Annotated in this window: 13 protein-coding genes and 1 pseudogene; 8 read left to right on the top strand and 6 right to left on the bottom strand. The window is 61.8% G+C overall.

Features of this window, described 5'->3' with window-relative positions:
• The coding region (locus VZ95_RS06370) for an efflux RND transporter periplasmic adaptor subunit (RefSeq protein ID WP_052711538.1) at window positions 1–1,185 on the bottom strand (1,185 nt) is incomplete at its 3' end.
• A gap of 190 nt (window positions 1,186–1,375) precedes the next feature.
• Between VZ95_RS06370 and VZ95_RS06365 the strand changes: the two genes are divergently transcribed.
• From VZ95_RS06365 to gltX, 4 genes are all read left to right on the top strand, one after another.
• Window positions 1,376–1,723, top strand: coding sequence for a hypothetical protein (locus VZ95_RS06365; protein WP_045775110.1), 348 nt, complete (start codon window positions 1,376–1,378; stop codon window positions 1,721–1,723).
• Window positions 1,720–2,724 carry a branched-chain amino acid ABC transporter permease gene (locus VZ95_RS06360; protein ID WP_052711537.1) on the top strand — a complete coding sequence of 335 codons (1,005 nt, stop codon included), beginning with the start codon at window positions 1,720–1,722 and terminating at the stop codon, window positions 2,722–2,724. Before VZ95_RS06365 ends, VZ95_RS06360 begins: the two co-directional genes overlap by 4 nt.
• Window positions 2,721–3,101 carry a thiol-disulfide oxidoreductase DCC family protein gene (locus VZ95_RS06355; RefSeq protein WP_045775109.1) on the top strand — a complete coding sequence of 127 codons (381 nt, stop codon included), beginning with the start codon at window positions 2,721–2,723 and terminating at the stop codon, window positions 3,099–3,101. Before VZ95_RS06360 ends, VZ95_RS06355 begins: the two co-directional genes overlap by 4 nt.
• A gap of 515 nt (window positions 3,102–3,616) precedes the next feature.
• A complete protein-coding gene (gltX, locus tag VZ95_RS06350; RefSeq protein WP_045775108.1) occupies window positions 3,617–5,005 on the top strand; it encodes a glutamate--tRNA ligase in 1,389 nt (462 codons plus the stop codon).
• A gap of 21 nt (window positions 5,006–5,026) precedes the next feature.
• Here gltX and VZ95_RS28045 read toward each other — a convergent pair whose 3' ends face one another.
• From VZ95_RS28045 to VZ95_RS29690, 5 genes and pseudogenes are all read right to left on the bottom strand, one after another.
• Window positions 5,027–5,239 (bottom strand): RES domain-containing protein, encoded by a 213-nt coding sequence (locus tag VZ95_RS28045; protein WP_332308017.1) that lies wholly within the window; start codon window positions 5,237–5,239, stop codon window positions 5,027–5,029.
• Window positions 5,240–5,306: 67 nt separating this feature from the next.
• Window positions 5,307–5,546: pseudogene (locus VZ95_RS28630) on the bottom strand (RES family NAD+ phosphorylase); the annotation flags it as partial.
• The gene (locus tag VZ95_RS26725; protein WP_045775107.1) at window positions 5,543–5,890 is read right to left on the bottom strand and encodes a DUF2384 domain-containing protein; all 348 of its coding nucleotides are present in this window, start codon (window positions 5,888–5,890) and stop codon (window positions 5,543–5,545) included. The pseudogene VZ95_RS28630 and the gene VZ95_RS26725, both read right to left, overlap by 4 nt.
• Before the next feature lie 203 nt (window positions 5,891–6,093).
• Entirely contained in the window at window positions 6,094–6,585 is a 492-nt protein-coding gene (locus tag VZ95_RS06340) for an orotate phosphoribosyltransferase (protein ID WP_456297681.1), read from the bottom strand.
• Window positions 6,548–6,754, bottom strand: coding sequence for a hypothetical protein (locus VZ95_RS29690; RefSeq protein WP_456297680.1), 207 nt, complete (start codon window positions 6,752–6,754; stop codon window positions 6,548–6,550). The genes VZ95_RS06340 and VZ95_RS29690 overlap by 38 nt, the downstream gene beginning before the upstream one ends.
• Before the next feature lie 140 nt (window positions 6,755–6,894).
• Between VZ95_RS29690 and VZ95_RS06335 the strand changes: the two genes are divergently transcribed.
• The 4 genes from VZ95_RS06335 (at window position 6,895) to VZ95_RS06320 (ending at window position 10,837) form a co-directional block, all read left to right on the top strand.
• Entirely contained in the window at window positions 6,895–7,641 is a 747-nt protein-coding gene (locus VZ95_RS06335; RefSeq protein ID WP_232302515.1) for an enoyl-CoA hydratase/isomerase family protein, read from the top strand.
• Between the two features lie 35 nt (window positions 7,642–7,676).
• Window positions 7,677–8,477: a division plane positioning ATPase MipZ gene (locus tag VZ95_RS06330; protein ID WP_045775106.1), complete on the top strand. Its 801-nt coding sequence runs from the start codon at window positions 7,677–7,679 to the stop codon at window positions 8,475–8,477.
• Between the two features lie 114 nt (window positions 8,478–8,591).
• On the top strand, window positions 8,592–9,467 hold the full coding sequence (gene galU, locus VZ95_RS06325) for a UTP--glucose-1-phosphate uridylyltransferase GalU (RefSeq protein ID WP_045775111.1): 876 nt from the start codon (window positions 8,592–8,594) through the stop codon (window positions 9,465–9,467).
• A gap of 47 nt (window positions 9,468–9,514) precedes the next feature.
• Window positions 9,515–10,837, top strand: coding sequence for a UDP-glucose dehydrogenase family protein (locus tag VZ95_RS06320; RefSeq protein WP_045775105.1), 1,323 nt, complete (start codon window positions 9,515–9,517; stop codon window positions 10,835–10,837).
• The last annotated feature ends 41 nt before the right edge of the window (window positions 10,838–10,878 follow it).

The raw sequence follows: 10,878 nt of genomic DNA, 5'->3' as shown, positions 1-10,878 counted from the left end.
GCGCACTTCCACCCGAACCCCATTGGTCAGGCGCAATTGGCCATCGGTCACAACGGTGTCACCAACGGCCAGACCTTTGGCGATAATGCTGCGGTTGCCGACCGTGCGGGCGACGGTAACGGGGCGCAATTCGGCTTGCTTGGCCTCCGCGCCGCCTTCCGCCGGAACGATGGCGTAGACGTATTGGCCCTGCTGGCCGGTCTGAATGGCCGCACTCGGCACGCTGAGCGCATCCTGCTCCACGCCGAAGCGCACGGTGAGCGGCGCGAACATGCCCGGCCACAGGCTATTATCGTCGTTCGGGAAGATCGCCTTAGTCTGGAAGGTGCCGGTGGTCTGGTCGATGGTATTATCGTAGAAGCTGACTTCGCCGACGACGCGCCGGTCGGGCTGATCGGGGATCTGCGCGACGACGCCGACTTTACCGGTGGCCATCGCCTCGCGCATTTCCGAGAAATGCTTCTGCGGGACTGAGAAAATCACATTGATCGGGCGCAGCTTGCGGATCGTCACGAGGGTTGAGGTATCATTGGCTTTCACCAGATTGCCCTTGGTGAGCTTGATTTCCCCGGCGCGCCCGCTGATCGGTGCGGTGATTTTGGTATAGCCCATGCTGACGCGCAGCGAGTCGATCTGCGCTTGGCTAGCTTTGATCGATTGATCGGCGGTGGTAGCGGCGGTGCGGGCGGTATCGAAGGCCTGCTGCGAGGCGATATTGCTTGCAACCAGCGCCTGCTGGCGCTCCAAGGTGCGTTTGGCATTGGCCGAAACCGCAAGGTCGCGCTGCAAATTGGCTTCGGCTTGGCGCAATTGCGCCTCAATCGAGCGGCCATCGAGGGTGAAGAGCAGATCGCCTTCCTTCACTTCCTGGCCATCAATGATATGGACATTCAGAATAATGCCATCGAGCCGGGATTTAACCCCAACCACCTCGGCGGCTTGCACTGACCCGATGGCGGTAATCTCAATCGGCTGCGGGCCGCGCTCCACCATTGCAGCGAAAACCGGCTGGCTCATCGCGCGGCGGCCGCCCGCTTGGCCTGCCGGGGCCGCCCCCGCTGGCGCGGCGCTGGTTCCGGTGATTTTGGCGGTGATCTGATCCCGCATTGTCGGGGATTGCCAGAGCAGAATCCCGCCGACCGCCAAGACCAGACCCGCGCCCAGCCAACCATATTTCGCCCGCATTCGAACCCCATCCCAATCGTAGCCGCCCTTGAAAACCGACGGCGGTCAGACTACGCCTAATCTTATATAGGATTCCGGGGGCTGGCTCATCCCCGCAACTTCGGTGCATCGCAAAAAAAAAAGAACCCCGCCCGACAAGTTGCAGGGCAGGGTATAGGTCGCAATCGCTTGCGAGGGGTCGAGGCTAGAATTGACGCTGATTATGGCTTTCCTATGGCGTCTGCTGCGGCGCGGGCTCCCCTGCCTTGGCGTGCTGATGCTCGCGGGACTGCTGCTGAGTTCCTGCGCGCGCAAGCCGGATGATTTGTTTCGCGCCTGCGCCGCCCTCACGGGGGCCTTTGAGCCTATCGGCGAAACGATCATCCGAGCCCTGCCCGAACAAATCGGCCCGCTGTCGGTCCGAATCGCTTGGCGCTGGGGGGAGGGGCAGACTGATGCGCTAACCTGTCATTTCGCCGACCGGGCAAAAGCGCTGGAAAATCCCCCTTACGCGCCGCCGAGACCCTCCGGGGCGGGCCGCTGTCGGAGCGGGAGTTGATTGTTTTGGAGGTTTGGGAGCGCCTGGCCGGGGAGGGGGTAAAGCGCTTCGATCCGGCGCAGCCCATCTCGAAATCCGCGCTGGCGGGTTCGGCCTATGGGCTTCAGCAGCTTCTGAATGCGCTCACTGTCGGCAGCCTCTATGCGCTCATCGCGGTTGGCTATGCGCTGATCTTCAGCCTGCTGGAAATCGTGAATTTTGCCTTTGGCGAGTTGGCGATGGTCGGCTCAATCCTGGCCGTCATCGTCATTCTCGCCCTCGGCATGGCGGGGGTGGAGAGTGCCTGGATTCTGCTGCCCGCCGCCCTGATGGCGGTCTTAGCCTATGGCGGGGTGCTGGGCTCGGTGATCGACCGGACGGTCTACCGGCCCATCGGGCGCGGTAATCGGCTCTCGCCGCTGGTGGCCGCGATTGGCCTGTCGCTGGTGGTGCAGAATTCGGTGCTGATCGCCCAAGGAGCGCGCGGCAAGATTCTTTCCCCCCTGATCCAAGGCGGCTGGACCCTGCATCTGGGCGAGTCGACCGTGCATTTCAGCTTTAGCCAGCTTGCCATTATTCTGCTGACGGCGGTCATCGGCCTGCTATTGCACAATACCGTGCAGCGCACCCGCTTTGGGCGGGATTTGCGCGCTTGCGCCGCCGATCCCACAATGGCGGGGCTGCTCGGGGTGCCGGTAAATGCCGTCATCGCGCGGGCCTTTGCGCTTTCAACGGCGCTTGCGGGCGTCGGCGGGTTGGTGTCGGTGGTCTATTACGGCCAGACCGACCATAGCATCGGCCTCGCCTTGGGCTTCAAAGCCCTGACCGGGGCCATTCTCGGTGGGATCGGCACGCTGACGGGGGCGATGGCGGGGGCGATGCTGGTCGGGCTGGTTGAAATCCTCTTCGCCGCCTTTATCTCTAACGAGATGCGCGATCTGGCCGTGTTCGTGCTGCTGGTCGGCGTGTTGATCCTCCGCCCAACGGGATTGTTCGGCACGCGCAACGAGACGAGTTCATGAGCAAGCCCCCCGTCTGCACCACCCTCTACAATGGCTCCTGCCCGGTCTGCCGGACGGAAATCGACCATTACCGCGCCCAGGATGCCCGCGCGGGCCTCGGCCTCGGCTGGATCGACATTGGCCGCGACCCCGAGGCGGCGCGGGCGCGCGGCTTCGATCCGATTGCGGTGCGCAAGCGCCTGCATGTGCTCGATGCTCAAGGCAGGGTTCATATCGGCGTGGACGGCTTCCTGCTGCTCTGGTCGCATCTGCCGCGCTACCGCTGGCTCGGGCGGATCGTCGGCGCGCGGGGGATCAAGCCGCTGGCGGTGGCGCTCTATGATCGGGTTCTGGCCCCGCTACTGTTTGCGTGGGATCGGCGGCGTCGGGGTGCTTGAGCGTCAGGAGAAAGCGCCGAACGAGCAACGTTACTCCCATTAAAATCGGTGACAGATTAATCAAATAGGCAATTACAGTCCCAGAACCTGAGGTTTTTGTCATAAAAAAACCGTCACCGGCCCATATTAGGTATGGAACATAGATAACCATTCCAAAGAATATCATAACGGTATCGAACATCCTAAAGCTCGATTCGCCTTTGAGTGTGCGAGCGGCTGTTTTAATAAAGCCCCACCAGCCTGCACCACCAAAAATGAGTATTGGAAAAAATATAAATGCTGCCAGAGCAAAAAATAACCATTGGAGGAATAAAATTATTATCATTGGCATAAGGCTATAAATAAGAATCTCGCATCCTGTGTATGCGGTTAAGCGTAGGAAGTGATGGGGGTTGGGGTTCATGTTAACTCAAAAATTACTTTATACATGTCAGCCAATGAGAACGCGTGTTGACCTGAACATCAGAGAGCCTCCACCCTAGCCCAAACCGCCGCCCGCTGCTACAAAGCCCGGCATGAGCACCATCACACGTTTCGCCCCGTCGCCGACGGGGATGCTGCATATCGGCGGGGCGCGCACCGCCCTGTTCACCATCCTCTACGCCCGCCACACGGGCGGCAAAGCGCTGCTGCGGATCGATGATACCGACCGCGAGCGCTCGACCGAGGCGGCGGTTCAGGCGATTTTCGAAGGGCTGGACTGGCTCGGCCTGAAATTCGATGGCGAGCCGATTTTCCAACATCTGCGCCTTTCCCGGCATGTCGAAGTCGCCGAACAACTGCTGGCGTCTGGAAAGGCCTATCGCTGCTATGCGACCGCCGAAGAGCTGGAAGAAATGCGCAAGGCAGCCGCCCGGCGCGGTTTGCCGCCGCGCTACGATGGCCGCTGGCGCGACCGCGACCCGAGCGAAGCGCCCGAAGGTGCACCCTTCGTCATCCGCCTGAAAACTCCGCGCACCGGCAGCACGATCATCCCCGACCGGGTGCATAGCACGATCACCTTCGCCAATTCCGATCTTGACGATTTCGTCCTGCTGCGCGGCGACGGTTCGCCCACCTATATGCATTCGACCGTGGTCGACGATATCGATATGGGCGTCACCCATATCATTCGCGGCGACGATCATATGACCAACGCCGCCCGCCAAGCGCAGATCTACGACGCGCTCGGCGTTGCGCGCCCGGTCTACGCCCATATTCCGCTGATTCACGGGCCGGACGGGCAGAAACTCTCGAAGCGTCACGGCGCGGTCGGGATCGGCGAGTACCGCGATCAAGGCTTCTTGCCGGAAGCGGTGGTTTCCTACCTGATGGGCCTCGGCTGGGCCTCCGGGCTGGAGCATCCGACGATGGAAACGGCGGCCCCGGCGTTTGATCTGTCGCACCTGGGCAAATCCCCGGCGCGGCTCGATGCGGACGCGCTGGTGTCGGCCAATTTCCATTTTATGAAGCATGCCGAGGATGCGCGGCTGGCGGAACTGATTCTGCCGCACCTGGGCCGCGCGCCCGACGATCCGGCGAAAGCGCTGCTGACGGCGGCGATGCCGGGGCTGAAGGAGCGGGCGAAAACCGTGCCGCATCTGGCGGAAACGGCGGCTTTCTACCTCGCCCCGCGTCCGATTCCGCTGGAAGAGGCGGCGCACGCGGTTCTGACAGAGGAAGCCTTGACCCGCGTCCGCGCCGTGTTCGAAGCCTTGCAGGGGCACGCGGATTGGTCGCACGACGCGCTGGCGGCCCTGGTGAAAGCTCAGGCGAAAGCGCTGGACGTGCCTTTCGTCAAACTGGGCCAGCCCTTGCGCGCGGCGCTCACCGGGCGGACGAATTCCCCTGGGGTTGCGGAAGTCATGGCACTGCTCGGGCGCGAGGAAAGCCTGGGGCGGCTGGCGGACGCGCTGTCGGCCTAAGGCTATTTTTCGGGCTGAACCTTACGGCCAGGAGAGTTGGTTCTTTGGCAGTCTTCCTGAGGGATCGAACGCTTCGACCTTGTGAGGGGAAACCGCCCCCCACCGCCACAGAACCAGATTCCTATTTGCCCTGCTCGCGCCGGGGGCGAAGCTCGGTACGATGATCCCGGCTGAACCCACTTCGATCAAGTGTTCGGCAACGTCCCACGACCGGGGGCGACGGCCCTCCGCCACGGCAAGCGCCCAACCATCGGCGAGCGCCCGCGCCCTCAACCGCCAGCGTCGCCAAGACCGCAGGATCGGTTAGATCGTGGATATCTTCGCAGTCGATCGTGTAGGAAACGAGCGTCAGCGGCGGGACTTTAAAGGAAAAGCCTTGGCTGGCCTCAAGAATGGCGGTGGTCAAATCCAGCGAGAGATAGAGCGCCGCACAGCCGACAGGATTGAAGCGCCCGCCCTTTTGTGCAGCCCCCGCGCCGGAGAGCGGTGCAAAGGACCATCGGGGATCGTGTGCGCGAAAACACGTCCCGATAAATCTCACGCATAGCCTCCGAGGGCGAGTGAATCGAGATAGTCCCGTAGGGCGCTCGCATGCCCCGTTTTTACGAGCGCTTCAGGCGTTCTATCGGCAAAAGCAGAGATTGGTTGGGCCGTGTACCACGCCAAAGCATGCTCTATGCTGCCCGCCCAGGCGCTCACGCGCACGAGAATTTCCAGCATTTCGCGGAGTCGGGCTTGAGTCTTGGCACTGGATGACCGTGCGACCTTGTAGAGCGTTTCGGGTGACAGGCCCGCCAGTTCGGCCAAATGCCCTTTGGTTGTGCGAAACCGATCGACCATGCGCGCAATATCGACATCGCCCACCGGGTTTAGAAGTTCCGCCATCAACTCACCGTGACGTGTCTGGGCGCCGGGCACAGCGGGCGTTGGCGGCGACGGCCGAGAGACAGTTGGGATTTGGTGCATAGCGCCCCCTATTTTGCCAGATTTAACCGGCTTAATATGGGGCGTTAGCCTCTAAAGTTCAACGCATCCCTTTTTAACGGCATAGGCCGCGAAAGCGCGATCAGCCAAGGGGTGAGCCCCCCTTACGGCCCGCCGTGCGCCTTCGACCACGCGTCGGGATCGGCGAGGAAGCTACGCACTTCAGCGAGGTCGGCGCTGCCGATACGCTTATCGATATCGGCGACTTCCAGCACTTCTTTCCAGGTGGAGAGATAGTGCAGGGCGACGTTGAGGTCATCCAGCACCTTCAAGCTTCCCGTGAGGGCGGCGTAGAAGAAGACGACGAGGGTATGGTCGCAGCGCGCGCCCGCTTCCCGCAGGGCATTGATGAAGGTGATCTTGCTGCTGCCCTGGCTGGCAAGGTCTTCGACCAGCAGTACGCGGTCGCCGTCCTTGAAATGGCCCTCGATCTGGGCGTTGCGCCCGAAGCCCTTCGGCTTTTTGCGCACGTAGAGCATTGGCAGCCCCAGCCGGTCGGCGAGCCAGGCGGCATAGGGGATACCTGCCGTCTCACCGCCCGCAACCGCATCGATCTGCTCATAACCGATGTTTTCGGCGATATTTTTGCACGGCAAAATCGATCACGGCGGTACGGGCGCGCGGGAAGCCGATGATCTTGCGGCAATCCACATAGACGGGGCTGAAGGTGCCCGAGGTCAGCGTGAACGGCTGCTGCGGGCGAATATGCACCGCTTCGATTTCGAGCAGCAGCCGGGCGACGGATTGGGCGGGCGTGAGGGGCATGGCGGGACCTTTACGGGCGCGAAGGACGTTGGGGGCGTGATAAAGCCCCGGCGCGCGACTGTCCAGCGTTAGGGGAATCTTGTTGCGCGCGCTGCGGGCTTCTGATTTCTCATGAGGGGCGGCATCAGAAGGAGAGCGGCATGAGCGGGGCAGCATTGGGGGTAGAGCGACAGGGCGCTATTGTTACGGTTACGCTGAATCGCCCTGAAAAACTCAATGTGCTGAATGCCGATCTTTGGCGCAGTGTGGGGGCGGCGCTGACGGCGCTTGCCGAAGACGATAGTATTCGCTGCGTTATTCTCACTGGCGCGGGCAATCATTTTTGCGCGGGCGGCGATATTTCGGAATTCCAGACCCTCCGGGCTACGCCCGAGGCGGCGCGGGCTTATGCCAAGCTGATGTATGCGACGCTGACCCAGCTTGAAAATTTCCCGCATCCCCTGGTGGCGGCCATCGAAGGCCGCTGCATCGGCGGCGGGGTGGAGCTTGCGTGTTTATCGGACGTGCGCATCGCCGGGGCCAGCGCGACCTTCGGGGTGCCGATCAATAAGCTTGGTTTCGTTATGTCCTATCCCGAAATCGGCGCCTTCATTCGCGCTTTGGGGCGCAAGGCGGCGGTGGAAATTCTGCTGGAAGGCCGGATTTTCGGGGTCGATGAGGCCAAGGGCTACGGCATCGTCTCGCGCATCGTCGAGGATGGGCAGGCGTTGGCGGAAGCGCAAGAGGCGGCCGAGCGCATTGCTTCCGGCGCGCCGTTGGTCAACCGTTGGCACAAGGCTTTCGCCCGCCGTTTGGATGAGGCGGCCCCGCTGACCGAGGCGGAACTGGCCGAGGCTTCGCCTGTTTCGATACCGACGATTATCAAACCGGCATTGCCGCGTTCGTGAATAAAACCTCCCCCGAGTTCAAAGGTTTATAGCCGATGGCGCATATCATCGTTCTGGGGAATGAAAAGGGCGGCTCGGGCAAATCCACCACCGCCATGCACCTGATTATCGGATTGCTGCGGGAAGGGCTGAGCGTCGCCTCGCTCGATCTCGATGCGCGCCAGGGCACGCTGACGCGCTATTTCCAGAACCGCACGGCGTTTCGCGCCATGACCGGCGCGCCGATTCCGATCCCCGAACACGCCGCCCTGCTGCCCGCCGAGGCCGAGAAATTTGATGAGGTGGTCGAAGGTCTCTGGCGGCGGCATCAGGTGCTGGTCATCGACTGTCCGGGGGCCGACACGCCCTTGTCGCGCAAGGCGCATGTGATTGCCGATACGCTGGTGACGCCGCTTAACGATAGTTTCATCGATTTCGATGTGATCGGCCATGTGGACCCGGAAACCCTGGCCGTCATTCGTCCCAGCACCTATGCCGAAATGGTATGGGAGCAGCGCAAACGCCGCGCAATGGGCCGCCTGCCGCCGCTCGATTGGATCGTGATGCGCAACCGCTTGGCCCATGTCGACGCGCGCAATAAGCAACTCGTGGCGCAGGCGCTGGAAGCTTTGGCCGGGCGGGTGGGATTCCGCATTGCGCCTGGGTTTTCCGAGCGCGTGATCTTCCGCGAACTCTTTCTGAAGGGGTTGACGCTGCTCGATCTGCGCGATGAAGGGGTGAATGCGCAGGTCTCCATGAGCCATGTGGCGGCCCGCCAAGAGGTGCGCGCACTACTGGCGTCGCTCAATCTGCCGCTGCTGCCGAGTGTCGCCCCCGACGAGATTACCAAAGCTTAATCGCCCCGCAGCTTGCGCCGCAAGGCGCGGATGTGGCAAGTAAGCGGGCAATCGCATCACCCCCTTGGCCGCCTGACCGCGACCAGATGATGCGAAATGCAATCCGAGGATTTCATGGCCGCACGTAAGGTCCGTAAAGCTGTTTTCCCCGTCGGTGGATTGGGAACCCGTTTCTTGCCCGCCACCAAGGCCATGCCGAAAGAAATGCTGCCGGTCGTGGATAAGCCCTTGATCCAATATGCGGTCGAAGAGGCGCGCGACGCGGGTATCGAAGAGTTTATCTTCGTCACCGGGCGCGGCAAGGAAGCGATCGAGGATCATTTCGACCATTCGGGCGAGCTGCAAAATGCGCTGCTCAGCCGGGGTAAGGACGATCTTTGGGCGCTGATTAAGGATATCCCCCTGGGGCCGGGGCGCATCGCCTATACGCGCCAGCCGGAGCCCTTGGGCCTTGGGCATGCGGTTTGGTGCGCCCGCGCGCTGATTAACGGCGAGCCGTTCGCGGTGCTGCTGGCCGACGATCTCATTCTCTCCGATCAGCCCTGCCTCAAGCAAATGATCGAAGCCTATGAGGATTTGGGCGGTAGCATGGTGGCGGTGATGGATGTGCCGCGCGAGCATACCTCGCGCTATGGTATTCTCGACCCGATCTCCGACGATGGTCGCCTCGTGCAGGTGCGCGGCGTCGTGGAAAAGCCGAAACCGGCGATGGCCCCCTCTAATCTTGCCATTATTGGCCGCTACATCCTCGACCCGCAGGTGTTGAACCACCTGGAGCGGCAGGAACGCGGCGCGGGCGGCGAAATTCAGCTTACCGACGCCCTCGCCGATGTGATCGGCGAGCAACCGTTCCACGGGCTGCGCTTCGAAGGTCGGCGGTTCGACTGTGGCGATAAGGTGGGGTTTTTGGAAGCCAATATCGCTTTCGCCTTGGACCGGGACGATATGGCCGACGCCGTTCGCCGGATTCTAGCCTCCTATACTGCGTGAACCGCGCCGCCCCCTGAGCGAGACGGCGTGAGAGAAAGGAACATTAAATGCGGATTGCCATGATTGGGACCGGCTATGTCGGTCTGGTATCGGGAGCGTGCTTCTCGGAATTCGGCGTCACGGTCACCTGCGTCGATAAGGATGCAGGCAAGATCGAGCGGCTCAATCGCGGTGAAATTCCGATTTACGAGCCCGGTCTCGATAAGCTCGTCGAGAATAGCGCGAAGGCGGGCCGTCTGTTCTTCACCACCGACCTCAAGGCAGCCGTGGCGGAAGCCGATGCGGTGTTTATCGCCGTCGGCACGCCGTCGCGCCGGGGCGATGGGCACGCGGACCTGAGCTATGTCTATGGCGCGGCGAAAGAAATCGCCGAAGCCTTGAGCGGCCATACGGTCGTCGTCACCAAATCCACCGTGCCGGTGGGCACGGGCCGGGAAGTGGAACGCATCATCCGCGAAACCCGCCCGGATGCCGATTTCGATATCGTTTCGAACCCGGAATTTTTGCGCGAAGGCTCGGCCATCAGCGATTTCATGCGCCCCGACCGCGTGGTTATCGGCGCGCGGACGGAAAAAGCCCGCGAGGTGATGCGCAACCTGTATCGTCCGCTGTATCTGATCGAAACGCCGATCGTTTTCACCTCGGTGGAAACCTCGGAACTCATCAAATATGCCGCCAATACCTTCCTGGCCGCCAAGATCACCTTCATCAACGAAATCGCCGATCTGTGCGAAAAGCTCGGCGCCGATGTGCATGATGTGGCCAAGGGCATCGGGCTGGATGGGCGCATTGGCAAGAAATTCCTGCACCCCGGCCCCGGTTACGGCGGCTCCTGCTTCCCGAAAGATACGCTGGCCCTCGTGCGCACCGCCCAGGAAGCGGGCGCGCCGCTGCGCATTATCGAAACCGTGGTCGATATCAATGATAAGCGCAAACGCGCGATGGCCGATAAGATCATCGCGGCCTGCGGCGGCTCGGTGAAAGGCAAGACGCTGGCGATCTTGGGCGTCACCTTCAAGCCGAATACCGACGATATGCGCGATAGCCCCAGCCTCGACATTCTCCCGGCCTTGCAGGAAGCGGGGGCTGCTTTACGCGCCTTCGATCCCGCCGGGATGCACGAGGCGGAAAAAATGCTGCCGGGCATTCTTTGGTGCGAAACCGCTTATGAGACGATGGGCGGGGCCGATGCGCTGGTTATCATCACCGAATGGAACGAATTCCGCGCGCTCGACTTAAAACGGGTGAAGAGCTTGCTGAAAAGCCCGGTTCTCGTCGATCTGCGCAATGTCTACGAGCCGGATATGATGGCAACTGCCGGGTTCGATTATACCTGCGTCGGGCGCGTGTCGCTTCCGGCGGTACAATAACTTTTAAGGACGATCTGCCATGAGCGGCCACCGCTTCGACC

The organism is Elstera litoralis, assembly GCF_000963705.1.
Classification (GTDB): domain Bacteria; phylum Pseudomonadota; class Alphaproteobacteria; order Elsterales; family Elsteraceae; genus Elstera; species Elstera litoralis.
This window is presented reverse-complemented; position numbering and strand designations above follow the sequence as displayed.

Coding starts and splice junctions, on each gene's coding strand:
- VZ95_RS06355 (WP_045775109.1), top strand. CDS start 2,721: ATGAGCAAGCCCCCCGTCTGCACCACCCTCTACAATGGCTCCTGCCCG.
- gltX (WP_045775108.1), top strand. CDS start 3,617: ATGAGCACCATCACACGTTTCGCCCCGTCGCCGACGGGGATGCTGCAT.
- VZ95_RS26725 (WP_045775107.1), bottom strand. CDS start 5,890: ATGGCGGAACTTCTAAACCCGGTGGGCGATGTCGATATTGCGCGCATG.
- VZ95_RS29690 (WP_456297680.1), bottom strand. CDS start 6,754: ATGCCCCTCACGCCCGCCCAATCCGTCGCCCGGCTGCTGCTCGAAATC.
- VZ95_RS06335 (WP_232302515.1), top strand. CDS start 6,895: ATGAGCGGGGCAGCATTGGGGGTAGAGCGACAGGGCGCTATTGTTACG.
- VZ95_RS06330 (WP_045775106.1), top strand. CDS start 7,677: ATGGCGCATATCATCGTTCTGGGGAATGAAAAGGGCGGCTCGGGCAAA.
- galU (WP_045775111.1), top strand. CDS start 8,592: ATGGCCGCACGTAAGGTCCGTAAAGCTGTTTTCCCCGTCGGTGGATTG.
- VZ95_RS06320 (WP_045775105.1), top strand. CDS start 9,515: ATGCGGATTGCCATGATTGGGACCGGCTATGTCGGTCTGGTATCGGGA.